Origin of the sequence: Prosthecobacter gellanilyticus (assembly GCF_007992435.1) — a bacterium.
GTDB classification, from domain to species: domain Bacteria; phylum Verrucomicrobiota; class Verrucomicrobiia; order Verrucomicrobiales; family Verrucomicrobiaceae; genus Prosthecobacter; species Prosthecobacter gellanilyticus.
Genome location: NZ_BKAG01000010.1, coordinates 70630 through 95590, shown reverse-complemented (window position 1 = coordinate 95590; position 24961 = coordinate 70630). Strand labels below are relative to the sequence as shown.

The following is a 24961-nucleotide window of genomic DNA, read 5'->3' as shown; positions in this document are numbered from 1 at the left end:
ACCCCCACCTGTGTTGATGCTGCCTGTCACATCGGCATGGTGTTTTGGTTGAGGTGGTCTCAGGGATGGTGAACTAGGCATGACACGGGAACGTAATCTCCGTGGAAAGCTTGGTCTGACCACTGGGCACTTGTCATTTTCCACCTTCGTTTCTTCATCCCTGAAGCACGTTGTCCAAAGCCTTTGCCCGTTTGCTCGTTATTCATCGCCATCATGATTGCATCCCCCCCACGTCTTGCGGCTTGTCTTGCAGCATCTGCCTGCCTCGCTGCCTGCGCTCCTGACTCCACGGAACCCATCACCGAGTCTCGTGAGCTGTCCCAGTACGCGCGCCCGCCTGCCGTGGACATTTCCAGCGCCACCCGGTTCTATGATGATGCAAAGCCGGAAACACCGCAGCCGCGCATGGACTTCCGCAGCCTGCTGGCCTGGACGGTGCCGCAAGGCTGGGCTGAAAGCTCCACTCCTGATCCCATGGGCATGCGCCTGGTGGATCTCCGCTTCGGTCCAAACCAGGAAGGCGAGTGCTACATCTCCCTCTTGCCCGGGCCTTCGGGCGGTCTCGATGCCAACGTGAACCGCTGGCGCTCGCAGATGGGACTGCCCCCTTACACCGCCGAGGAACTCGCCAGTCTGCCGAAGAAGCCCTTCTTCAACCGCGAGGCGACCTTTGTAGCCTTTGATGGCGACTTCAAAGGCTTCGGTGCTGAAGCCGCCAAGACCGGCTACCGAATGCTCGGCCTGATCAACAGCGCGGAGCAGGCCACCATCTTTGTGAAGCTCACCGGCCCCAAGGCCCTGGTGGAGCAAAACGCGGCGGCCTTTGACCAGTTTTGCCAGTCCATCCGGCCCAACCTGCCGAAGGAGTGATCCTCTATTTGACGAACCAAAAGCATTGCCTTCCGCAGTCCTCCCTTCGTCGTTTCCCTTTTGTCTTTCGTCATTAACAGCGCCGCTTTCCCCGTGTCCACTTCCCCCCAAAGCTTTCCCGCGAAAATCATCGCGTTCCTGTCCAGTTTCGGACTCGCCACCGTCGTCCTGGCCCTGCTGCTCCTGCTCACCTTTCTGGGCACGCTGGAGCAGGCAGAGTATGGCCTGGTCGCCAGCCAGGCGCGGTATTTTGAATCTGTGATCGTCGATCGCATTGACGTCGGCGCCTGCTGGCGCGCACTGGCGCTGGATGTCTACTGGAACATCGGAGATGTGGTGCTGCCCACCCCCATCCTGCCAGGCGGCTACACGCTGATGGGTGTCTTGTTTGTGAACATGTTGTTAGGTGGTCTCATCCGCATCCGCAAGAGCCCGCGCACGATCGGGGTCGTCATCAGCCACTTCGCCATTCTCTTCATGATCGCCGCCGGCGCGGTGACCTACCACTTTGCCAACGAAGGCATCCTGAACCTGGCGGAAGGCCAGACGAATGATGAGTTCCAAAGCTTCCATGAGCGCGTGATCGAGATCGAGAAAGTGCAGCCGGAGGGCTCGAAGCGCAGCGTGCTGGTCATCGACGCAAGGCTGTTCCAGGACCTCGGTAACAGCACGGATCATGGCAAGTCCCGCACCTTCACCCATGAGAGCCTGCCGTTTGACCTCAGCATCACCAACTGGAAGCAGCACGCCGAGGTGAAGCATGCGGAGGATGCCACGCGTGGCGATGCGGTGGATGGCTACTACATCCAGGAACTGACAAAGCTGGATGAGAACGGCCAGCTCCTCCCTGATGAGCGGCTGTCCCAGGCCTGCGTCGCGGTCGTGAAGGACAAAAAGAGCGGTGCCGAGCAGCGTGGCATCCTCTGGGAGTTCGCCAGGGCTCCATGGACGGTCACCATCGGCGACCAGAAGTTCCTCATCAACATCACCCGCCGCTCCTATCGTCTGCCCTTCGCGATCCGCCTGGATGAGACCAGCCAGGAGAAACATCCTGGCACCAATCGTGCCCGCCGCTTCACCAGCAAGGTGACCAAGCTCCACGGCACCCGTGAGGAGAAGCGAGTGGTGACCATGAACGAACCTGTGCGTGGTGAGGGCTATGCCATCTTCCAGAGCAGCTTTGATTCCGGTGAGGAGGAAGGCGGGGTGAAGCGCAGCGGCTTCCAGGTCGTGGAAAATCCCTCGGACCACTGGCCTCTTATCTCCTGCATCCTCGTCGCCATCGGCCTGCTCATTCACTTCGTCCTGATGCTGGCCCGAGCCATGAAGTGGAATCCCTGGCTCGCGGTCGGCATCACCCTGTTTGTCGTCACTGCGGGCTTCTGGCTCGCCTATCTGAAACTCTGACCTTTTCTGTCTTATGAAGAACTTCCTTGTCACACTTTTGGTCATGCTGGCATCGCTGGCGGAGGCGGCTGAGCTCCCCTCGCTCGAGCTTCTCCGCGATCCCGAGGTGTCAGCCATCTTTGAGGCCATCCCCGTGCTGGAGTCTGGCCGCATCAAGCCTCTGGAGAAGGTGGCGAACACGCGCCTGCTCAGCTTCCGCGCCCGGCAGAGCATCTGGCTCACGGACAATGGGGAGATGTCTGGTGGCAAGCCGCTGGTGGATCCCGCCACTCAGAAGCCCATCGTCAAAGAAGGGGATAAGCCTGTGAAACTCAGCGGGACTCAGTGGCTGCTTCTGACCTGGTTCCGGCCAGACGTGGCCCGCATCGTGCCCTTGTTCAAAGTGGACAACTCCTCAGCGATCGCGGAGCTGGGCCTGCCAACAAAGGCCAAGCGTGACCAGTACACCTATGCCGAGATCGAGCCTGCCCGCGTGACTCTGATGGACAAGATGAAGGTGTATCGGGAGATGGGATCCAAAAAGCTCAGCCCCGAGCAGCGCATGATCGTGCAGCTTGCCTCCAGCTATCTCGACTTCGAGATGATGATGGGCCACTTTGACTTTATCCGCGCGCCCTTTGGCAAAGGGGAAAGCCTGCCTGAAGGTGTCACCGCGCCCGTGCGCCTGTCCCAGAGCCTGCCCAAGATCATCGAGGTCGTGAAGAATAGTGGTGCTCCGATGCAGCTGCCCTGGTTCCAGCAGTTCTTCAAAACAGCGCTCGGTGCGATGATGAGCGGCAATGCCGAGGCGCAGCTCCGGCTCTTTCCCTCGGCCGACAAGTCTGTTGAGATCTGGGATGGCCCTGGTGCCTTGATTTTCGACTCCCTGAACAGCGGCACCGTGCCGAACGCGGGGCAGCTCAAGTGGCTGGCGGATTACGAGGACATCTATCTCGCGCTGCCAGATGCCGCAAAGTTCAAGACTGCGTCCCAGGCGCTGCTGACGAAAATCCAGACAGCCGCCAAAGAGCGCGGCGAGGCAAAATATGTCGGTCTGGAGCAGCATCTCATCAAAGCTGATTACTTCTTCAAGGCCCAGTGGATCTTCCTCACCGGTTTCATCTTGGTGGGGCTGACCTGGATCTCACCAGGTTCCCGACTGGAGAAGACCGCCAGATTGCTGGCCTGGCTCGCGCTGATCAGCGCCACCGCTCTGGCCGTCACCGGCGTGGTCGTTCGCTGCATCATCCTGCAGCGCCCGCCCATCACCACGCTGTATGAGACGATCCTCTTCATCGGCTCCGCCTGCGCCCTGCTGGGCCTCATTGCTGAGTGGCTGACCAAACGCGGACTCGGCCTGCTCATTGCCGCGGTGGCCGGCACCGCCTGCATGTTCCTTTCCATCCAGTTTGATACCGCCGAGGCCACGGACAACCTCCAGCAGCTCCAGGCCGTGCTCATTACGAACTTCTGGCTGTCCACGCACGTGCCGATCATCAATCTTGGTTATGCCGCTTGCATGGTCGCAGCCCTCATCTCCATCGTTTACTTCATCAAGCGCCTTTTGGGCGGTCTCCGGACAGGAGATGACGATGCCCGCGCCATGACCAAGATCGCCTATGCCTTCATTGGTTTCGGCCTGCTGCTGTCTCTCGTCGGCACCGTCCTCGGTGGCATCTGGGCGAACTACAGCTGGGGCCGGTTCTGGGGCTGGGATCCCAAAGAGAACGGGGCTCTCATGATCGTGCTCATGTGCCTGGTCATCCTGCATGCCCGCCTGGGTGGTTACATCCGCGAGATCGGCCTGCATTGCTGCAATCTCGTCCTCGGGTGCATTGTGATCTTCAGCTGGTTCGGTGTGAACCAGCTCGGGGTCGGCCTGCATGCCTACGGATTCACGGACGGCACTTGGCCGAAGATCTACGGCTACTGGCTCAGTCAGGTGCTTCTGCTGACGTATGGATTGTTTCTCGCCTGGCGCGAAGGCCGCAAAGTGAAGAATCGTCCTCCGGTGCCGGCTTGATGCAGGTGCGGTGGCTTCTCGAATGACGACGGAGCCGCAGCCAGCCCAAGGATCAAGGAAACGAAACTCACCAGGACCGGTGTTCCGCGTTCTGACGGGGCGGCCTGCAAGTCATCACTGCATGTTCGCCTCGATCACCTCACCACCTGTCGGCTCCACAAGCTGGGTTCTCACCAGATCAAACGAAGACCCATGCGTATAGGGCTGGATGTAGAGCTTCTGCTTCCGGCGTAAGAGGTTCTCACGCACGATCTCGAGCTGCTGGAAGTTCGCGCTGTCCTGGAAATCGGAGAACCAGTAAAGCGCATCTGCCTGCCTCACCTGCTCGCTAAGCAGTGCTGTCCAGGCGTAACCAACACCAACGTAATGCACGAAGAAGGTCTGCGGCCTATTGGAGAGAATGTTGTAGATGCTCTCGCTGGGGATCGGGTCATTGCGGCTGAACTTAAACTTGCGGGCGTCTGAAATGGAAGACATGCCGCCGGATCTCCAGAAGCGCTCAAACTCAGTTCCATTCGTGCGGTAGACCTCATCGCCACTGAGCCCGCCTCCAGGAGGGGCTTCCAAGCCACAGCCTGGAAAAAGCACGATGATGCTGCCACGCGCCACCTTGTCCACTTCCTCGATCACCTTGGGCAGGAACGGCGCCATCGAGCTGGAGACATCGAGCACAAGCGCCAGTTTCTTCGCCTTGATCTCACGGCCAAACATCGAGAGCGGCTGGAAGACCATGCCGCCTTTGGCACCTAGGCCCATACCCTTGCCGAAACCGCCACCACCCAATCCGCCGCCGACCTTGCTATTCGCAAGCATGTTGTTCGCGCTGGGCAGATCGAGAAGGTCCGGCACTTCATCCGGTAATACGATCTCGGAAATGGAGCCAACCGCGGCGATCTTCTGCTTGGGGATCTTCTTGTTCCAGGGCTGCTTCTTCTGCTGAACCTTGTGCTGCAGTTCCTGGGAGGCCTGCTGCCCTTGCTGTGTGCCACCGGGCAGGAAGTCCACCTGGGGTTCGAGCAGGACTTGGTTCACCACCAGGAAGCCGCCCACACCTAGAATCAACAGATGAATGCCCAGGCTGAGTGAGAGTGATGCGCCACCCCACTGCACCCACTTTTGCCGCAGCAACCGCACTACCGGGCTGTCCTTCTTCAGAACATCGGCGTCAGGCTTCTTTTCGCCCTCGGCATCACCATCCTTGGGAGCCTTTTGTTCGGCCGGCTTGGCATCCGCATCTTTGGGCGTTTCGGCCTTGGGCGTCGTCGCACTGGCAGGGGAGTCCTCCGTGTGTTTGCTGATCTTGGTCTTGTTCTTGCGCGGCTTCTCCGGTGCTTCAGCGACGACAGGTTCTTCGCGAACTGGCTCCGGTTCCGAACGAGGTGTCTCAGGCTGCGAAACGACAGTGCTTTCAGGAGCTGGCTCTGGAGTCGAAGGAGACTCTGGCGCGGATTCGGAAAGCAGAGGCTGCTCTGGGGGTGTTTCCACCGGCGGCGTGTTGCGCCGGATCACGCTGCGTTTTCTCGGAGCCGGCGAGGCGGCGGGGGAGGGATTCAGGGCGGGCAGCGTGGAGCCAGCTGCCTCATCCGGATTCATCGCAAAGAGTTCCGCCCATTCATCTCGCGAACTCGGTCGCTGCGGTGCTGGCAGCGGTTCTTCGGGGGCGGGAGGTTCGGGTTCAGGCGCGGGCTCCACTGGCGGCGTGGCGGCTGCGCGGCTCTGCTTCCGCTGCTCGGCGATCTGTTTCCAAAGGGCTGCCTTGGCGGCACGCGCGGCGTCAGCATCGGCGGTGGGGAGATGCTGGAAATCTTCGGGCGGCGTATCAGACATGCGGTGCGGCGGGAGACTGAGGGTTCGCCGGAAAAGCTGCAAGACTTTTCCTGGCGCTATCTTAACGCCGAAACCGGCCCTAAAATTAGCGTCCAGCCACCTGCCGGATCACTCCGATGACGCGCTCGATGTCGGCATCCGTGGATGACGAGCTCGAGGGGATCGAGAGGCAGTTCGCATAGAGGTCCTCAGCCACGGGGCAGGGAAGCTTCACGGCGTCCTGATGCGCGGGAGAAAGGTGCCCGGGCTGCCAGAGCGGCCGAGCCTCGATGCGGGCTTCTTTGAGCTGGTCGCGCAGGGCACGCGCCTCCATGCCGAAATTCGCGGGATCCACATAGATGGTCGTCAGCCAGCAGTTGCTGACCACTCCATCCGCTTCGCCTTGGAAACGGATGCCGGGGATGTCCGCGAGCTGCCTTTGATACAGCGCCTGGATCTCGCGACGGCGCTGCACGTAGCCCGGCAGCGCCTCCATCTGCGCACAGCCGAAGGCCGCCTGAATGTTGGTTAGGCGGTAGTTGTAGCCGACTTCGTGGTGGATGTATTCCTGCGGGTCGTCCTTGGCCTGAGTGGTGAGGTAGCGTGCCTTCTTGGCCCAGGCTTCGTGATTGGTGACCAGCATGCCGCCGCCACCGGTGGTGATGATCTTGTTCCCGTTGAAGCTGAAGCAGCCCATGTGGCCGATGCCACCGACGGGTTTGCCATGATACAGTGAACCGAGGCTTTCCGTCGCATCTTCAATGACGGTCAGGTCAAACTCTTCGGCGAGCGGCATCAGGGCATTCATGTCCACCGGATGGCCGAGGATGTGTACGGGGATGATCGCCGCGACGCGACGCCCGGTCTGCTTGTTGTAAACACCGCCGGTCTTGCGCTCACAACCATTCGTGAGGAAGTCACGCACCTGGTTCACATCCATCTGCCAATGGGTGGCTTCGGAATCCACCAGCACAGGGATGGCATTCGCATAACGAATGGCATTCACCGGCGCGATGAAGGTCATGGAGGAGACGATCACCTCGTCTCCCGGCTTCACGCCACAAACAAGCATGGCCACGTGCAGCGCGGCCGTGCCGCATTGGGTTGCCACAGCATGAGAAGTGCCTGCCGCTTTCGCGAGATCACCCTCGAAGCGCGTGACATACGACCCAACGGAAGAGACCCAGCCCGTGTCGAGGCAGTCCTTGATGTAAGTCCATTCATTGCCGCTGAGGTGCGGCACGCTGAGCGGGATGAAGGCAGGCGGCTCAGACGACATAGCCTTGGGCTTTGTAATGTTCGGCGTTCTGCTGGATCCAGGCCACGGTTTTTTCCAGGCCCTGCTCCAGGGTCACACGCGGCTCCCAGTCGGTCAGGGCCTTGGCCTTCTTGTTGCAGGCCAGCAGGCGCTCGACCTCGCTCTTGCTTGGGCGCAGACGTTCCTGCTCGCAGATGATGTTCACGTCCTTGCCAAAGATCTTGCCAATCGCGATCGCCAGATCACCGACGCTGATCTCACGGCCCGAACCAAAATTGATGGTCTGGCCCTTAGCGTTGGGAGCCAGTGCGGCAGCGCAGAAACCTTCAACCGTGTTTTGCACATAGTTCAGGTCGCGCGTCGGGCTCACGGCTCCGAGCTTCACATCATTGCCACGCAGGCACTGGCTGATGATCGTCGGAATGACTGCGCGCATGCTTTGGCGAGGGCCGAAGGTGTTGAAGGGACGCACTGTCACCACTTCAAGCTCAAAGGAGGCCGCGAAAGCTTCCGCCATCTTGTCCGCTCCGATCTTGGAGGCGGAGTAGGGGGACTGGCCCTGAAGAGGGTGTTCTTCTGTGATCGGCACAAAGAGTGCCGTGCCGTAGACCTCGCTCGTGGAGGTATGCAGCACACGCTGCACGCCTTCATCCATGGCGGACTGCAGCACGTTCAGGGTGCCTTCGATGTTGGCCCGCACATAGCTGCGCGGAGCCTGATAGGAGTAGGGGATGGCGATGAGGGCGCCGAGGTGGAAGACATAGTCACGGCCTTTCACTCCAGCGCGCACGCTGTCACGATCCGTGATGTCGCCAGGAAGGATTTCCATCTCGCTGGCGAGGTCGCTGTAGTCCAGCCAGCCGCGCTTGCCGAGCGCATTGTAGTGCACCATGGACCGCACCTGCGCGCCTTCGCGCATCAGATGCTCGGCCAGATGGCTGCCGATGAAACCGCCAGCTCCTGTGATGAAGACTTTTTTGCCTTTGAATGATCCCATAAATAAAAATTCGTTAGGTTATTGAGCGCCTCCGCGCGCTTGCTTGAGCTGCTCGCGCTGTCCCACATCGATCCATTCGTCCACGATCTCGAAAGCGCCGATGCGATCACTCTTGCGGACTGCTTCGTCGAAGAGCTCGGTGATGGGGAAGAACTGGCGCGGCACGCGGTCGATGATCTCCGGGGAGAGGATGTAGATGCCGGCGTTGATGAGCTGGGACACCGTGGGTTTCTCCACGATACTGGTCACGCAGCCCTCGTTGACCTCCAGGCAGCCAAAGGGAATCTCATGCGCATAGCTGCGCACACCGATGGTGGCCAGATAACCGCCGTCCTGATGAAACTCGAAGAGGCTGGACACGTCCACCTGGGTCACGAGATCACCATTGCAGACAAAGATGGGATGCTCGGGCCTCTCTGGCAGCAGCGAAAGAGAGCCGCCAGTGCCCAGCGGCTGGTCTGTGGTCTCGCGCAGATACTCGATGCGGCAACCAAAGTTGGTGCCATCACCAAAATGATCTTCGATCACGCTGGCGAGGTAGTTCGTGGAAATAAAAATGCGCCGGATGCCACAGCCGACGAGGTGCAAGACCAGACGCTCCAGAATCGGTCGGCCCGCCACTTTGAGCATCGGCTTCGGCGTGGCTTTGGTGAGCTCGCCCAGGCGTGTGCCTTTGCCTCCGGCCATGATGACCGCCCAGTTGGGCCTCGGTTGGGAGCCAAGGATCTCGCGGACCAAGTGCAGACCTTTGAGGCGGCCTTGGTCATCAAGGATGGGGATCTGATGAAGATGCCGCGCCTGCATGAGGTCGATGACCTCGGCGCGTGAGGCATTCGCGGACACGCTGGTGAAGCGGCGCTTGCCGAAAGGCTCCACGCAATCCGCCATGGATGCCCCTTTGAGCAAAGCGCGGCGGATGTCTCCATCCGTCACCGTACTCAGCAGGCGCTGCTCGGCATCCACGAGGAGGCAGATGCCCTCCGCGCCTTTTTCGATCACCTCCAGGGCATCTCGTATCGTGCCGGTGGGCGGCAGACAGAGCAGGGAGACGGGCTTGGAAGTCATGAGGGGCGGGTTGGAACGAAAAAAGACCCCGCCATCCGGTGGGAGGAGGTGGCGCTCCTGTCATTTTGCCGCTGGGCGCGTTTTGGCAACCCCTAACTTTCCCTCACTCGATGCGCTGCACGGTTTTGAGCACGAGGGTGGGCTTCCCATCTTCACGGGCCTGAGCCAGATCCACGCTGAACTCCGCCTGCCAGTCGTTCATTTCTTCGGGGTCGATCAACACCTGGCAAATGCGCCACGACGAGTTGTCTTCACTTGGCCCCACATAGGTGTGGCGGCCGTTGCGCGCTTCATTGTCGAGGCGGATACGGTCGTGGTCCGCGTAGTAAGGATCCATCAGCGCGGCCAGGGAGTCAGCGGTGAAAGATGACTTCACGGTCGAGACCGCCGCCGCGTAGTGCTCGGTGGAAAGAGGCTTCAGGAAGCGGAAGATCTCGGTGCGAATGAGGGCGGTGAACTCGCGTTTGTTGCGCGTGATGTCAGGAGCTTCGGCGGGCTTCTCCTCGAGTTCGTCGGGTTGGTAGTTGGGATCACGCAGGCGCTCCCACTCATCCAGCAAACTGGAGTCCGTGCCGCGCAGCAGGCCAGCCAGCCAAGCCTCCATCTCCTGCACGGGCTCGGTCTTTGCTGTGTCAGGCACCGTTTGGGCCAGCACTTTATAAACGCTGCTCAGATGCCGCAGCAGCACGCCTTCAGAACGGTGCAGGTCATAGTCATGGATGTAGTCGGCGAAGCTGCGGAAGTTCTCGAACATCTCGCGGGCGATGCTCTTGGGCCGGATGTTCTCCTGCCCTACCCAGGGATGTTCGGCGGCGAAGTCGTTGAAGGTATTGTAGATGAAATCGCGGCAAGGCTTCGGGTATTCCAGCTCCTCCAGTTTGGCGATCCGCTCCTCAAAAGGTATCCCCTCGGCCTTCATCGTGTTCATGGCCTCGGTTTTGATCTTGTCCAGCTGCCGGCGCAGGATGATGTCTGGATTCTCCAAGATGGACTCGCACAGCGTCATGACATCCGGCGCATAAGACGGGGACTCTGGGTCGATCAAGGCGAGGGCGTCGATGAGGTAGAGTGACAGCCCGTGGTTGAGTGAGAAGTCATCCTGAAGCGTCACGTTGAGCCGCAGCTTGGTGCCACCGCTGCGCTGCGCCAAAGGCAGAATCTCGACGATCTTCCGATCAATCAAGGCTCGAAAAAGCTGCCAGGCGCGCTTGCGATGCAGCTTCTTCGCGGCCGCTGTTTCATGGGAGTCACGGATCAGCTTCATCATCGCCCGGCAGCCATCATCACTGCGGCTCAGCACATTTAGCAGCAGGCCGTGAGAGACCTGGAAGCGTGAAATGAGCGGCTCTGGCTTGGCGGTTTGCAGACGCTTAAAGGTATCCTCACTCCAGCCAACAAAACCCTCGGGCGGCTTTTTCTTCACCATCTTGCGCAGCTTCTTCGGGTCACCTCCGGCCTTGGCCTCGAGCTTGGCATTTTCCACCACATGCTCCGGTGCCTGCGCCACCACATAGCCGATGTCATCAAAGCCGCGCCGTCCGGCACGCCCGGTGATCTGATGAAAGTCGCGCGCTGTGAGAGTCGCCACTTTTTGACCGCTGTATTTGCTCAGCTTCGTCAGCACCACGGTGCGGATAGGTACGTTCACGCCGACACCGAGAGTGTCTGTGCCACAGATGACCTTTAAGAGGCCGCGCTGCGCCAGTTTCTCCACCAGCACGCGATACTTCGGCAGCAGGCCTGCGTGATGGATGCCCACGCCGTGTTGCAGATACTTCCGCACCTCTTTGGCATACGGACTGGTGAACTTCGCTCCCTGCATGGCCTCTTTGATCTCAGCCTTTTCCGCCGTGGAGCAGAAGTTCAGACTCATCAGATCCTGCGCTGCCTGCGCGGCATCGTTTTGGGTGAAATGAACGAGGTAGATCGGTGCCTTGTTCGCGGCGACCAGCTCCTGCAAAGTCACGTCCACCGATGTCTCCACGTAGCTGAACTCCAGCGGCACTGGCCGCTCGCTGCCCGAGATGAGCGTCGTCTCATGACCCGTGAGACGCGTCACCTCCTTTTGGAAAAATTCCGTCGAGCCGAGAGTGGCCGAGATGAGCAAAAAGCGGGCCTTGTTCATCGTCAGCAGCGGCACCTGCCAGGCCACTCCGCGCTCCGGATCGCTGTAGTAGTGGAACTCATCCATGATCACCTCACGGAAGGGGGCTCGCTCGCCATCACGCAGCGCATAGTTGGCTAAGATCTCCGCCGTGCAGCAAAGGATGGGCGCGTCTCGGTTCACCGTCGCATCTCCTGTCGCCATGCCGACATTTTCGGGCCCAAAGTCACGGCAAAGAGCGAGAAATTTTTCGTTCACCAGCGCCTTGATCGGGCAGGTGTAGATGGACTTTCGCCCCATGGCCAGCGAACGAAAATGCATCGCCGTGGCCACCAGTGATTTGCCTGAGCCCGTCGGCGTGGCGAGGATGACGTTCTTGTCCTCAAACAACTCCAGGATGGACTCCTCCTGCGCGGGGTAGAGCGTCAGCTTCTTCTCCGTCACATAATCCAGAAAGCGGCTCAGCAGCTCATCACTGGAACAACTCTGCGTGGCGGGCAGTCGGCGGAGCAAGGGATGGTCAGGCATGGAGGCGCTCGACTAAACAGGCATCCACCAGAACCTCCAGTCTTCACTCGGCTTTCTTGCTCGTTGGCGCGAGACGTTGCTCAAAGAGCCACTGATGCAGTTCCGGCATGGGATAAACCAGACCTGTCAGGCTGTGGCCGACCCCGGCAAACTCTGTGTACTTCATCAGCAGCCCGCCTGCCGCCTTCACCGCCTCCACCGGTACACGATCACGCTCCACCGGAACCATGGGATCTTGGTCACCATGGAAGACCCACATCGGCACGTTCTTCAGCACGTCAGCTTTTTTAGGGTCACCGCCGCCGCACAGGGGCACGCCTGCCGCGAAGACGTTCGGATACTTGGCGCACAGGCTCCAGGTGCCAAAGCCTCCCATGCTGCTGCCTGTCAGATAAAGACGCTTCAGATCAATCGGCAGCTTGCTCGTCAGATCGGCGATCAGTGCCATCAAATTGTCCGCCACCTGTTTATTCCAGCCGATGGCCGAATCAGGGCACTGCGGGGCGATCATGAAGCACGGATGCGCGCTTTGGTGCTCGGCATTGGTGAAAAGTCCCGTCGGCCCGCCCATCTGCGCTTGATTGTCACTGCCGCTCTGGCCGGAACCGTGCAGCCAGATCACCAAAGGATAGCGCTGGGTGCCCTCCCATTCTGGATTGCCATAGATCTGATAGTTCAGCCCTTGCTTGGACACGGCTTTCACAAAGGCGCCCGTGATCTTATCCGCATATGGCCCCTTGGTCATCCCCTCATCCAGGCTGCGCTCATGCACCAGGCCGGCGACAAAAGCCTGATCCTCGGCGCTAAACTTATCCACTGGCACTTTCATGATTTGAAAGTCCGTCATGCGTTTGATCTTGATCTCAGCGGCATCGAATTCCAGCAGCTCGGCCTTGAGTTCGCGGCCATCGGAGGACTTCCACGCACGGATGATTTTAGGCTTGTCCGCACCTGCACAGACGCCACTCAGGCAGAGGGCCAAGACCAGGCTGATGGAGAGAAGATTCGGGCGCATGACCACCAGTCTAGGGGCGTCGGTGATCCATGAGCAAGCTGAATCCTGGGACGTTGACCGCACCTCATGACTCAACAGGGCGAGCGGGCACTCCCACGACCGTCTGCCCGTCGGCCACGTCCCGCACCACCACCGCGCCTGCGGCGACCAGCGCACCTGCGCCGATCGTGATTCCCTGGCGGATCACGGCCCCGGCTCCGATGTGGCTGGCCTCGCCAATCGTCACATTCCCGCACAGCACGGCCCCTGTGGCGATATGGCAGTGCGTGCCGACGACGCAGTCATGCTCCACAATGGCCCCCGTGTTCACCAGCACGTGGGCTCCGAGTTGTGCGTTGGTATGGACGACCGCTTTCGGCAGCAACTGGCAGCCCGCTCCGAGGACCGCCAATGGCGAAACCCAGGCGGTCGGGTGAATCACAGCCTGAGGTAGCAAACCTGCCTCGATAGCGATTTGAAAAAGCTGGGCACGTCGTGCGCAGCTCCTGCCGGAGCCCACCCCGATGACAAAATGAGTGAATCCCTGGGCTGCGAGTTCCGGCAGCATGTCATCGCCTCCGATCACAGGAACATGGCTGACCTCCATCAAGCCCGGCTGGGAGTCCAAGATGGCCTGAAAGCTAGCAGGCAGATACGCTTCCATCAGCACGCGACCATGCCCGCCAGCACCGATGAGGACACATTTCATGATGGAGGAAGGTCGTGGAAGGTTTTGTTCAGCAGCCGCTCATCCAGCGGTGTGTTCACGATGAGGTTCAGCAGTCGCTCGGAAGCGTGACCGTCACCAAAGAAGTGCTCGAAACCTGCGGCGCGAGCTTTGAATTCAGGAGTCAAAGCCTGCTTCACCGCACGCACGATATCCGCCGCTTCAAACTGAGGCACATCAATCACGTTACCCGCTCTCAAGCGACCCTTCTGGCGGTTGCCAATGTTCACCACGGGCAACGCGTAGCTTGGGGCCTCGAGCAAACCGCTGGAGGAATTGCCCACCATGGCGCTGACTTCACCCAAGATGGAGAAATACCCTTCAGGTCCGAAATTTTCCACCCAGCGCGCATTGGGATGAGTGGTGCAGAAAGCGAGGATTCGTTCGCGGATCACGCTGCCCGCCATGTCCGCATTGGGCATGGTGAAGATCACCGGCAGACCCAAGGTCTGCAGCGCGCTCATCAGCGCGTCCGTCTGCGGGGCGGTCTGCTCATACTCGCTTGTCGTGGGATGCAGTGTGACGAGCAGGGGAGGTGTGGAGAGATCCAGCTTGAACCGGGTTTCCATCTCGGCGCGGCTCAAGCGCGGGACAGACAGCATGTTGTCCAACGAGAGCGCTCCGCAGCACTCTACACGCCAGGGCTCTTCTCCGAGCTGGATGACCCGCTGGCGATACACTTCAGTGGCCACACCATGCAGATGACTCATTTTGGTTAGGCCATGGCGGAAGCGGTCATCCATGGCGCCCTCGGTGAGCTCGCCACCGTGAAGATGCAGGATGGGGATGTTGAAGGGAACCGCAGCCAGTGCTGCGGCGAACATTTCAAACCGATCTCCCAGCACCACCAGAAGATCCGGTCGTTGTCTGGCAAAGTGCTGGGCGAATCCAGAGACACCCGCGCCCATGGCGATGGCCACTGCCTCAGCCGTGTCTTCTTTTTGCAGCACTGGAATGCGTGCCGTGACAGGGAAGCCATCTTTCTCGATGAGGTTCACCGTGCTGCCGTAGCGCTCTTCCAGATGCATGCCGGACACAAGCAGGCGCAGTTCCAGATCTGGATGCGCGGCGATGCGCTGGAGCAAAGGCCGATAGATGCTGTAATCTGACCGGCCGACGCTGACAACGCCGACGGATCTCATGCCACGTCCTCCCAGCGGATCATGGAACCTTCGGAGATGTCCACGAGCGCGCGTTTTCCGGGCACCTCATGGAAACGAGCGGGCGGAATGCCGGTGCCTGGACGACGTAGAACGAGCATGTCCTCCGTGATCAGTGTGCCTGCGGGAATGCTGGCCTGGGCCACCACGCTGCGGCGGACGATCTTGGCCACATCCAGCTCCGTCTGGCTTGGCTGCTTCTGACCGGTTCCGAGCAGCACCTCGACACGGCGGATGCTGCGCACCATTTCCGTCAGGTCCGCAGGCTCCAGGGAGGCCTTGTGATCAGGGCCGGGCATGTTGCAGTCTAACGTAAAATGCTTCTCGATCACCTGGGCTCCTGCCGCCACGGCGATGACGGAGGCCTCGATGCCCATGGTATGATCGGAATAGCCGATCGGCACGCCCAGCGCGGTGCGCATGACGTCCATGGCACGCAGGTTCACCGTCTCTGGCGGCGCAGGATAATTGGTGACGCAGTGCAGCACGGTGATCTGGTCATTGCCTGCGGAGCGGATGGCATCCACCGCTTCAAAGACCTCGTCCAGCGTGCCCATGCCGGTGGACACAATCATCGGCTTGCCATGGCGGGCGATGTGACGCAGCAGCGGCAGGTTCGTCAACTCACCCGAGGGGATTTTGAAGATGGACATGCCCAGCGCGGCGAGGAAGTCCGCGCTCTCTTCATCAAAGGCCGTGGACATGAACATGATGCCCAACTCCTGGCAGTAACGGCTTAGTTCGGCAAAGGCCTCCAGCGGGAGCTCGAGACGCTTGAGCATGTCAAACTGGCTCTCCGTGATGCCCGAGTTCTCGGCCTGATATGCGGCCTGAGGCGCATCCGATGTCACGAGATGCTTTGCCTGGAAGGTCTGAAACTTCACCGCATCTGCGCCGCTCTCTGCAGCGGTGCGGACGAGTTGTCTGGCGAGCTCAAGGTCACCGTTATGATTTACTCCGGCTTCCGCGATGATGAAGCAGGGGCGGTCGGACTGAAGGGGAGGCTGGCTGAGAGACATGACGAGGACGGGTCAGGGAAGTTGAGCCGACGTTGCGCGATCCTTCAAAAGCTTTTCTGCGACGAGGAAATCCTCCAGGCTGTCGATGTCCACAGATCGTTCGGCGGGCATGACCCATCCGAAGGCCCCTGGCGGCTGGAACATCTGAGTTTCACGCAGGGACGAGCAGCGGTTGAGATAGAGCGCTCCGTTGAGGATGTAGGCAGGAGGCAGATCCTGCCGGCGTGGATAACGAAGGCCGTGATCAATGAATCCGGTGAGACGACCATCCTCCGCGACTTTGTAGGTCAGATAGGGGTGTGATTCCGCAGGGCTGAGGCCGACCACGGCCGGGCAGCTTGTGCTTTCCATCAACTCGACCGCTCCATCGATGTCCTCTGGCGTGCGCAGTGGTGTGGTGGGTTGCAGCAGCAGCACGGCATCTGGCAGGTCGCCCTGCTGCTCCAGCCATGACACCACATGCAGCATGACGTCAATGTGAGCTGAATCCGCTGTCGAAAGTTCAGGGGGGCGGACAAAGGGCACCTCGGCACCATATTCCCGGGAAACGGCAATGATCTCCTCGTCGTCCGTGGAGACAATCACCCTGTTCACTCGCTTTGCTTCCTGGGCCACACGGATCGAATGGGCGATCAAGGGCAGCCCGGCCAGCGGCAAGACGTTTTTGCGGGGCAGGCCACGGGAGCCTCCCCGTGCGGTGATGACAGCGACGATGTTCACGACAACGGAAAAACATGGCCTTTAGCAGGGTCGGATCGACTATGCCAATATTGAATAGTCCCTGGGTGAGGTTAGCGGGCGGTTTCCAGAGCAGAATATTTCGCTTGCCCGGGCATTTCACTGCTTCATTGAGTCTTTCGCAGTGCTTCCGCATGCTCCGGAGCGCGATTGAACCTGTCCTCTATGCCGCATACTCTTTTCCTGACTGGCTCCCTGGCCCCGGAGGCGCTCGAGAAGCGGCTGCTGGAGCAGAAAGGGCCGGCCTTTGTCCTGGAGTTTGACACCATGCTGGACAGGAGCCGCTACCCGCAGGTCACTGACTGGTTGACGGTGCGGGATCTGCTGACGACCTCGGACATCCAGGGCTTCCAGAAGGAGATGTTTGCCGCGCTGAGCCTTTTCCTGGTGCCACGCCCCGGTTTGCCTGAAGAGCCTGGAGATGCTGACCTGCGCCGGACGGCCTTGAACGGTGCCTACATGGACTCGGCCTTCACCCAGCTTCTCAACACTTGGTTGTGCCGGGGGCTCTGTGAGCGCTGGAAGTTTGACAGGCTGGTCGTGACCGCCGGTTGTGGAGTGCACTTTGGGTTCTGGCGCGAAACAGCCGCAGCGATGGGGTTGCCCATCGAGATCCTTCCGCCAAGGAACTTCAAGCGTGGTTTGATGCGGAACATCGAGAGATGGTACTACAAGAGGCAGTCCAAAAAGCTGGAATCAGAAGGCAGATCGGAAACGGGCGAGAGTGTGCAGCAGACGGCAAACGGACCGCTGGTGGCGTGTGTCAGCAAGCGTGTGTCACATCTGCTGGCGGACGGCCCGTCATCCACCCAGTTTCGTGTCCGGCACCTGAAGCTTGCTGACCTGGGAAGTCCTGACGCAGAGCTGTTGCAGTCCGAGCGGGCACGGTTTGAGGATTGGTGGCAGAAGTGGCCGACTGCGGCCGAGGCCTCCGCAGATGCTTCAGACAAGCAGCTTTTGCAGCGATTCGGCCCGCTTTTGAAGAGTGCAGGTGAGGATCTCATCCAGCGGATCTTTCCGCGTTGGTCCGCACTACGGGCCAAGGCGCGGGCGCTTCTCCAGCAGGTCAAACCCGATGCGCTGCTGGCAGACACACAACTGGCTGAGGAAGAGGGAGTCTGGAAACTGGCCGCGCTGGATTTGGGTATCCCCGTAATCGCCTACAGCTATGACCAGGTGGTCAATCCCAAGATGATGGTGCTGCCGGCGTATGTGCTCGCTGACGGCATGCGCACTTACCCGCGGGCGCTCCAAGGCGGTTACCCTGAGGAGCGGTTGATCAATGTGGCCAGTCATCGGCGGCCTCGCACGCCTCCGCGCACGGAGGCCCAAACGGAGGCCGTTTTCACCCAATCCCGGCCAGAGGTTCTCTTCTCGGATCCTATGTCCGTGGTCTCGGATCCCCAGCGCAGCATGCGCTGCTTCAGCGCCATTGTGGAGGCAGCGCGCCTGCTGCCCAAGGTGAACTTTGTAATCAAGTTCCATCCGCTGCGGGCGGCCAAGTCGGAACTGCGCAGCTTTGTGGGAATGGACGAAAGCGAAGTGCAGTCGAAGATGCTTTTCATCCGCAGTTTGAAAGCTCCTGCCAACGTGAAACTGCTGGCGCCGGAGGCAAGCATGGAACTTCGCCTGCGGAGTGCGGCGGTGCTTCTGAACACGACGTCCATGTCGGGTCATGAAGCCTTTCACATGGGCATTCCGGTGGTGTTTCTGACCGAGCACACGACGGACTCCATCACGTTCCCCGAACTCATTGACCGAATGGACATGCAGGTCACGGAAAACGGCAAGGAACTCGCCGCGATTCTTGGCCGTCTAATCACGTCCAAGGAGTTTCGGCAGTCTCACATCACCGCGCAGAAGCGCTACCTCGACGAATTTTACTGGCCGTCGCGCATCGACTTGAACACGGGTGTGTGCATGGCGCTGGACAAGCTGGGCCTTTCTCAATGATCATGGACCCGGCACCCAGTCATCCACCCCAAAGCTGTGCGCTTGTCAGCGACAAGCAGCTGGGAGACATCACGCTGCTGGAGCCGCTGACCCGGCTGCTCTCTTCCCGGACGGGAACACCCTGCTCGCTGTATGTGAAGGAGGCGTTTCGCCCGCTGGTGGAGCTTATGCCCTCGGCTGTGTGGGGGCCTGACCAGAAGACCACGCATGCGTATTCATGGACCACACACTGGAATTCACGCGCGTCTTTGATGACCCGCCGTGTGCGCGCAAGGCGGAAGCATCTTCTCGTCAATCAGGAGCGGCACCGGCATTGGTGGCATCGTTTGTTTTTCCATGAGACTCATGTGGTCTCGGCGGAGAGCCAGTACTGGGCTTTTTATTTCTGGCGGGCGTTGGGAGGAGACACCTCTGCATTCACCAGCCCCAGACTCACTCTGCCGCCTGAGGAGTGGAGGCACCCGGACCTGCCGCACGGTGACTATCTTTTGGTTAATCCAACGGCCGCGTGGCCGACGAAATTTTGGGAGCCCGGGCTCTGGGCGCAGGTGATGAAGCAGATTTCCGCCGAGAAAGGCATGTCAGTGGTCATGACCGGAGGTGGAACACCGGAAGAGAAGGAACATTGTGCGCGGGTGGTCCAGTCTGCGCCTTCCTCTCTGGTGAATCTGGCCGGCCGCACATCGCTGAAGCAGTACCTTCACGCTGTCAGCCGGGCGCGCTTGGTTCTGTGTGTGGATGGTTCGGCATCGCATCTGGCCCAGGCTTTCGATGTGCCCGTGGTGACGCTCTTTGGCCCCGTCTATCCTGTGCGCTGGCATTGGCCGACACCCCGCCATGTGGCGGTGAGCGCGTTTGATTTTTCCAGCGAAATACCGCCGCCATGCTCGGCTGTGCCCGCGGCTGCAGTCCTGGAGGCATTTGAGAAGGTCCTGTCACAAGGTGGCGGGTCGCGCTGAGCCCTTGGCTTGCAATCATGGGGCTCCCATGCCAAGCAGTCAGATGAAGAAAACCCTCGCGGTCTATGGCTCCCTTGGCACCAGCGCTCTTCGAGAGCGCATTGGACAAGACTGGAGTCATGTCTCCGTGCTGGAGATGGATGCCTTTCTGCCCGAGGCTTTGGAGCGGGCCGGTGCCAGGAAGGTGCTGGAAGGGCCAATGATGAATCATCCCCAGTCCACGGAGCAGTGTGACCGTGTGCGTCTTCTGCTGGACAAATTTCTTGAGGAGCGCTGCGTGAGGCCCGGCATCGACACCCGGCGTGTCTTCCGCGCAGCCAGCCTGGATGCCATGGCCTTCCGCATGGCGACTGCCTATATCTGGAGCCTGGAGCAGGCACGAAAGCTGGCTGACATGGGTGGCTGGGAACGTATTTTGGTCAGTCCCGGCGCGGGTGTCAGCACACTCGCCTGGCGGCAGCTGGCACAGGCCATGGGAGCGGAGTTTGAGGTCCTTCCGGAGTCAGACTCGGTCCCGCCTCTGGCGTGGCGTCTGCGCAGAAAATGGCGCCGCTGGCGCATGAAATCCGCCCCCGGAAAGAAGGCTGGCAATGCCGCGCCAAGTCTTCCCCTGGCGACCTCCAGTTCACCGTGGGTCTGTGCCGACCCGCGCCTGGATGCCCTTCTGGCGCGAGGTGGCGATGCCTGGCCATGGCATCGCATGCCGTCATTCGCTGCCGCTGGCTCCCAGGAACTGACGGATCTGAAGCGCGAGTACTCCGCCTGGTGGAAGGATTGGTGGCAGGATTGGATGTCATGCGAGGAGCATCGTGTTCCTTTGCATGAGGGGCAGATCCTGGAGTCTGTGGGGCAGCATTATGCGCTGCATGTTTACCCGCTTCATTCGGTGTGTCTGAGTGAGGCCCGGCGTGTGATGGCCGGGCTGAATCCCAAGCGGCTGCTTGTGGGCGCCATGCGAGGCAAGAAGGAACTGATGTGGCTTCTTGCAGCCCAGGAGCGCGGGCTGGAGACCGCTGCCTGTACTCTGGATGACCACCTGGACCCTTTGATCGCCTTCAACGTGGAGCAGGCCTATTGCGATGATGAGCGGCAGCATGAGATGGCGCTCGACTCAGGCATGAAGGAATCCCAGATCACCATGGTGCGCACGCATCGGGCCCCGGCACTCCGGGAGAGGCGGCAGCATGCGCTGCGCCCTGGGCAGCGTGGTCAGATTGTGCTGGCTGGCACCTACTTCAGCGGCCAGCGCATCGCAGCCTGTCCCCGCATGAATCTTTGGTCGCTGCGTTTGCTAGTGGAGACAGCCCGCCTGCTGCCCGGTCATGACTTCCATGTGAAACCCCACCCTGTCAGGGAACGACCTCAGGAGCCCACGAACTGGACGGGCTTTCATCACGTCAATGTCTGGCAGATGGAGAACTGTCTGCGTGAGCTCAAGGCACCGCCGAATGTCATCTGGCATGAGCCTGAAGTGAGCCTGGCCCCTGTGATGGACAAGTCGGACATCCTGCTGAACATCGAGTCTTACGCGGCTTTTGAGGCATATGCCCTGGGCATACCTGTGATCCATGTGTGCCCGGTGGCCGCAGAACAGAAGGCGTTTGCGCGGCAGATCGAACTCGGTGCTGCCCAGGTAGCCGAGACCCCGGAAGCCCTGGCTGAACTGGTGCGGCGGAACTTGGAAGATGCGTCCTGGATCAGTGCCAGGACCGCAAGCCAGCAGGAGTTCCTGCGCGGCTTCTTCCACACCGAGGGACCGCTCCTGCATGAGGCGGCCAGCATGAGTCCGAAGGCGGTTTGATGGAGGCGCGCAGAGTCAACGCGCTCTTTCAGCAGACCAGACCGTGATGACGCAGAAGAGCCAGGCTCTTTTCGACGGCTTCGACAGAAGCCTGGCAGCGTTCAGCGATCGCGGGCACATCCTGCCTTCCGTCAATCTGGTCCATGATGCTGAAGAAGTGGCGGTGAAGATCCGGCTGGGTGGTCGGATCGATGTGGATGCCGTACCTTGTGCAGAAGACTTCTCCCTTGAACCGGGGCAGGGGGATGCCGTTGGCCTCCCAGGCTTCGATCATCTTCATGACCATGTCCACGCTGGCTTCTAGATGGGGAAGCGAGGCATGCGCGAAATTGTCGTGGCTGGAGTGATACTCGCGGTAAGGCCAGTCAGGATGATTGCGCGGAAGCACCCTGGAAAGGGACAGCATGGGGACGCGCACACCGGGACCGTTGAACTGTCTTTCATCATTGCCGATGATGCCTCGGAATGGTGCTGTCCAGCCGTCTGGGGCATGCTTCTCAAAGGTGGCCTTCAAGCAGCGGGCTGCAGCAGACGCCTCGTCAAAAGGCATCTGAAGGGCCATGGGGTGGGCCAGGCTCAGCATCTCCAGGAAGAGGCCGCCATGGATCTCAGGAACGAGATGGCGATGGCGTGAAAGCCAGGCTGCCGAACCAATTGTTTCGGGAAGGATGAGGAGACGGTAGGTGTAACGAAGATTCTTTCGCTGCTGCAGGCGGCGCATCACTTCCATGCCAACAACGACACCGCTGAGATCATCCGCCGTCTGTGCTGGATGACAAAGGTGGGCGCAGAGCACAAAGCTGGCTTCTGACATGCCCTGGACTACCACCTCACCGACTTTCAGATGACTGAAGTTGGTGTCGGTCTTGATGGCCACTTTGTACTCAGGCTCAGTCAGGGATGCCCTCTGACGCTGGCTGCAGCAGAGCCCCCAGTCACGCTGGTAGTACTTGAACATGAAGGGCACGGCATCCTCCAGGTGCGGATGCACATGAAGATGTTTCAGCAGTTCCTCACGGCTGACCACACCCTCAAACGACTGGGAATAGGACACGACATGCAGAGGATGATCCTTGTCTGAGAAAATCACCTGCCCGTCCAAAGTCTGCAGCGAAGCCTCCCGGCAGGTCCAGCGCTCAGGAACCAGCCAGGTGGAGCATTCGACACCACTGACAAACTTGTGGATCGTCATCGGCAGTTGCTCCGCCAGCGCATTTAGAGCGATGTCATACTCCTGGGTGACGATGTCACGGCGCAGTGGAGACAAGGCTTTAAGCATTTGAACCATGCTCGCACCGGGCGGCAGAGTGACGGAGGCTGCTGGAACTTGTGTTCGCGCATCTTCCAGTGCCACCAGCTTTGCTTCATGCAACGCAGGCCCCTTGGCGCAAAGCCAAGGATCAGCGGCAAAAGCCTCCAGGCCTAGACGAGTGTACTCTGCGCAGTCGATGGCGCAGACTTCGCCGCGACCCACCCTGGCGGAGAGACATAGCCCACGTTCGCGTGCCAGTTTTTCCAGCGGGACACCATTGGGCGCGCAGTTGTCCTGACGTGGCGCGCAGGAGTAAGTCCATGTCTGACGTGCCTCGACGCCATCCACACGAACGACTCCCGTGAAGAGCTTGCGAAAGCGGAATGGCACACCAGCCTTTTCCTCAATGTAGTGACGAAAGGTCGCCCAAAAAAGGCCAAGACCGATCATGACAATCTTTCCACCGCTGTCCACGAGCCGGTCATAGATACTGCCCGGGCCATAGCAGGTGCGGGGCAGGTCTGAAAGCAGTTCAGCTGCCTTCGGGCCGATGCCGCTGACGGCCAGCATCGGGTCATGGGAACGCAGTGCATCTAGTTGCATGCGCACGTGCTCGGTGAAGTCGCCTAACGTTGAGCATGTCAAGGCCGGGTCGAAGACTTCTCCTTTGCCGATGGAATAGGTGTAGGTCGGCACCAGGATCGTGCCTCTTGCCCCCACGGCTTCACGCAGGGCATCCAGAGCTGCTGCACAGGCATCTGGCATGGAGCGGCCGCGGTCCGGGTAGCCCAGCCTGCCGAGGCTGGCATGCACAAAGACGGTGTCTCCCTCCACCACGCCAGCGGCGCGAAGACCCTGCACCAGGTCAGCCTGGGTGTAGTGATACGGAGCGGGGCTCGTCATGAGGCGGCGTCGGCGAGCTTCATCTCAAGCAGGAGCCAAACGGGGAACTCGCTGGCGAACACCGCATCACGCTGAGGCACGTGCGGATCACTACGGCTGGAGGCTGGTTCTTCCACACCGGTGATAACGAACCCGGAATCCAGGAACGGACGCGCCAGCACGCTGAGCGGCGGATTGATGCGCCAGTGGGTGTGCAGATACTCGGTCGTCACCGTGAAGGGCCGTGCGGGATCACCCAGCCAAGGCTGGACGTAAAACACAGGATGCGGTTCCAGGGACAGGAAGGTGCCACCTGGTTTCAGCAGGCGCTTCACGTCAGCGATGAAGCCTGCGAGATCGAGTGGCTTGCCGGGTTCGTAAGGGACGAAGTAGAACAGCAGCGCATCACTCATGTAGATGCAGTCAAACGAGGCGGCTGGCAGGGCATCGAGGGCGCGTGGCTGGTTCAGGTCCAGCACCTGGAAGGTGGCATCACCCTCCGCGCGTTCGGTGGCGAGGCGGATGTATTCTTCGTTAGGATCCACGCCGAGCACACTGGCTCCGAGGCGCGCCATTTTTTGCGCGATGGTGCCGGCGCCGCAGCCGAGGTCCAGCACGCGCAGTCCTGGCTTCATGCGCTTGGGCAGCCATTCATCCAGAAAGCGGTCCTGCACGGCTCCATACAGGTTGTCCTGACGGATGGCGGAGAGGTCCGGTGTGAACTTTTGCTGCAGCCACCAGGCGGTTGGGTCACGACGCTCAAAGGCGATCAACTGCTGCCCGAGCTGCTGGTGATAGGTGCCGAAGCGCTGGCGGTCTAACAATGATTTCTTAAAGTCGAAACGAGCGCGGTAAGACTCAAGGTCATCAATCAGAAGGCACTGGTCCTTCAGCATCTTCACCAGGGTGCCGTGGTCCAAGTTTTCGGGTTCGCCCCACGTGGCGGCGTCGCGTTTGAAACGAGAGGGGTCAGCCAGGAGGCCGTCAATGTTTGAAAACCTCCAGATCTTCCAGACCCGATAAGTCTCGGAGGTGGTCTTGTCCGGATCGGCCAGCACTGCCAGCACCTCCGGGCCTGCGCCGATGCACTGACGTGTATGCACGTTCATGAGCACCCAGCGGTCCGGATGCGTGGCCGGAGATTCAGGGAAGGAGATGAGGTCCGGACAGATCTGGCTCATGCGGCGGCGCGGAGTTTTTCGATCACCTGCACCAAACCTCCCACGGTCTGGAACTCTTCAGACTGCATGTCATCCGCTTCAAAACGGATGCCGAAAGTGTCCTCAAAATGCGAGATCATGTCGATGATGCCCATGCTGTCGATGACCTTGGCATCAAGGTAGGCACAGGCGAGCTTTTCCTGCTCCGTGGAGCCAGGAAGGCCGCCGCGGGAGTCGAAGAATTCGAGGACGGTTTGAGTAACGTTCATGAGTGGGAAA

At 60.2% G+C, this 24961-nt stretch carries 19 protein-coding genes; 6 read left to right on the top strand and 13 right to left on the bottom strand.

Translation table 11 applies throughout. From position 1 onward, the window contains the following. Window positions 1-213: 213 nt before the first annotated feature. From BGE01nite_RS08960 to BGE01nite_RS08950, 3 genes are all read left to right on the top strand, one after another. Window positions 214-870 (top strand): DcrB/PsbP domain-containing protein, encoded by a 657-nt coding sequence (locus BGE01nite_RS08960; protein ID WP_146850105.1) that lies wholly within the window; start codon window positions 214-216, stop codon window positions 868-870. 93 nt (window positions 871-963) lie between these two features. Then, window positions 964-2277, top strand: a complete 1314-nt coding sequence (locus BGE01nite_RS08955; protein ID WP_146850104.1) for a cytochrome c biogenesis ResB family protein — start codon at window positions 964-966, stop codon at window positions 2275-2277. Between the two features lie 13 nt (window positions 2278-2290). Continuing rightward, on the top strand, window positions 2291-4279 hold the full coding sequence (locus BGE01nite_RS08950) for a cytochrome c biogenesis protein (RefSeq protein ID WP_146850103.1): 1989 nt from the start codon (window positions 2291-2293) through the stop codon (window positions 4277-4279). A 114-nt stretch (window positions 4280-4393) separates the two neighbouring features. Here BGE01nite_RS08950 and BGE01nite_RS08945 read toward each other — a convergent pair whose 3' ends face one another. The 10 genes from BGE01nite_RS08945 to BGE01nite_RS08900 all read right to left on the bottom strand — a co-directional run bounded on the left by BGE01nite_RS08945 (window position 4394) and on the right by BGE01nite_RS08900 (window position 16657). After that, window positions 4394-6106, bottom strand: a complete 1713-nt coding sequence (locus BGE01nite_RS08945) for a hypothetical protein (protein ID WP_146850102.1) — start codon at window positions 6104-6106, stop codon at window positions 4394-4396. A gap of 85 nt (window positions 6107-6191) precedes the next feature. Continuing rightward, window positions 6192-7364: a LegC family aminotransferase gene (locus BGE01nite_RS08940; protein ID WP_146850101.1), complete on the bottom strand. Its 1173-nt coding sequence runs from the start codon at window positions 7362-7364 to the stop codon at window positions 6192-6194. Then, the gene (locus BGE01nite_RS08935) at window positions 7354-8340 is read right to left on the bottom strand and encodes an SDR family NAD(P)-dependent oxidoreductase (RefSeq protein WP_146850100.1); all 987 of its coding nucleotides are present in this window, start codon (window positions 8338-8340) and stop codon (window positions 7354-7356) included. Before BGE01nite_RS08935 ends, BGE01nite_RS08940 begins: the two co-directional genes overlap by 11 nt. Before the next feature lie 18 nt (window positions 8341-8358). Further along, window positions 8359-9405, bottom strand: coding sequence for a nucleotidyltransferase family protein (locus BGE01nite_RS08930; protein WP_146850099.1), 1047 nt, complete (start codon window positions 9403-9405; stop codon window positions 8359-8361). 103 nt (window positions 9406-9508) lie between these two features. Then, complete coding sequence (locus BGE01nite_RS08925; RefSeq protein WP_146850098.1) at window positions 9509-12037, bottom strand: DEAD/DEAH box helicase; 2529 nt, start codon at window positions 12035-12037, stop codon at window positions 9509-9511. A 43-nt stretch (window positions 12038-12080) separates the two neighbouring features. Next, complete coding sequence (locus tag BGE01nite_RS08920; protein WP_146850097.1) at window positions 12081-13052, bottom strand: carboxylesterase family protein; 972 nt, start codon at window positions 13050-13052, stop codon at window positions 12081-12083. Window positions 13053-13116: 64 nt separating this feature from the next. Continuing rightward, entirely contained in the window at window positions 13117-13740 is a 624-nt protein-coding gene (locus BGE01nite_RS08915; protein WP_146850096.1) for a NeuD/PglB/VioB family sugar acetyltransferase, read from the bottom strand. Then, entirely contained in the window at window positions 13737-14900 is a 1164-nt protein-coding gene (neuC, locus tag BGE01nite_RS08910; RefSeq protein WP_146850095.1) for a UDP-N-acetylglucosamine 2-epimerase, read from the bottom strand. Before neuC ends, BGE01nite_RS08915 begins: the two co-directional genes overlap by 4 nt. After that, on the bottom strand, window positions 14897-15937 hold the full coding sequence (neuB, locus tag BGE01nite_RS08905) for an N-acetylneuraminate synthase (RefSeq protein ID WP_146850094.1): 1041 nt from the start codon (window positions 15935-15937) through the stop codon (window positions 14897-14899). The genes neuC and neuB overlap by 4 nt, the downstream gene beginning before the upstream one ends. Window positions 15938-15949: 12 nt before the next feature. Then, window positions 15950-16657 carry an acylneuraminate cytidylyltransferase family protein gene (locus BGE01nite_RS08900; RefSeq protein WP_146850093.1) on the bottom strand — a complete coding sequence of 236 codons (708 nt, stop codon included), beginning with the start codon at window positions 16655-16657 and terminating at the stop codon, window positions 15950-15952. A 183-nt stretch (window positions 16658-16840) separates the two neighbouring features. Between BGE01nite_RS08900 and BGE01nite_RS08895 the strand changes: the two genes are divergently transcribed. Genes BGE01nite_RS08895 through BGE01nite_RS08885 form a run of 3 tightly spaced genes read left to right on the top strand, consistent with a single transcriptional unit; the run spans window position 16841 to window position 21388 of the window. After that, a complete protein-coding gene (locus BGE01nite_RS08895; protein ID WP_146850092.1) occupies window positions 16841-18628 on the top strand; it encodes a glycosyltransferase in 1788 nt (595 codons plus the stop codon). A 2-nt stretch (window positions 18629-18630) separates the two neighbouring features. Beyond that, the gene (locus BGE01nite_RS08890) at window positions 18631-19587 is read left to right on the top strand and encodes a glycosyltransferase family 9 protein (RefSeq protein ID WP_170266685.1); all 957 of its coding nucleotides are present in this window, start codon (window positions 18631-18633) and stop codon (window positions 19585-19587) included. Window positions 19588-19630: 43 nt separating this feature from the next. Beyond that, window positions 19631-21388 carry a hypothetical protein gene (locus BGE01nite_RS08885; protein ID WP_146850090.1) on the top strand — a complete coding sequence of 586 codons (1758 nt, stop codon included), beginning with the start codon at window positions 19631-19633 and terminating at the stop codon, window positions 21386-21388. Window positions 21389-21416: 28 nt separating this feature from the next. On the opposite strand, the gene BGE01nite_RS08880 is transcribed toward BGE01nite_RS08885, so the two are convergent. From BGE01nite_RS08880 to BGE01nite_RS08870, 3 genes are read right to left on the bottom strand one after another with little or no spacing between them, the layout of a single operon-like run. Then, a complete protein-coding gene (locus tag BGE01nite_RS08880) occupies window positions 21417-23543 on the bottom strand; it encodes a DUF4910 domain-containing protein (RefSeq protein WP_146850089.1) in 2127 nt (708 codons plus the stop codon). Beyond that, complete coding sequence (locus BGE01nite_RS08875; RefSeq protein ID WP_146850088.1) at window positions 23540-24703, bottom strand: class I SAM-dependent methyltransferase; 1164 nt, start codon at window positions 24701-24703, stop codon at window positions 23540-23542. The genes BGE01nite_RS08880 and BGE01nite_RS08875 overlap by 4 nt, the downstream gene beginning before the upstream one ends. Continuing rightward, window positions 24700-24951 carry an acyl carrier protein gene (locus BGE01nite_RS08870; RefSeq protein WP_146850087.1) on the bottom strand — a complete coding sequence of 84 codons (252 nt, stop codon included), beginning with the start codon at window positions 24949-24951 and terminating at the stop codon, window positions 24700-24702. Before BGE01nite_RS08870 ends, BGE01nite_RS08875 begins: the two co-directional genes overlap by 4 nt. Between the last annotated feature and the right edge of the window lie 10 nt (window positions 24952-24961).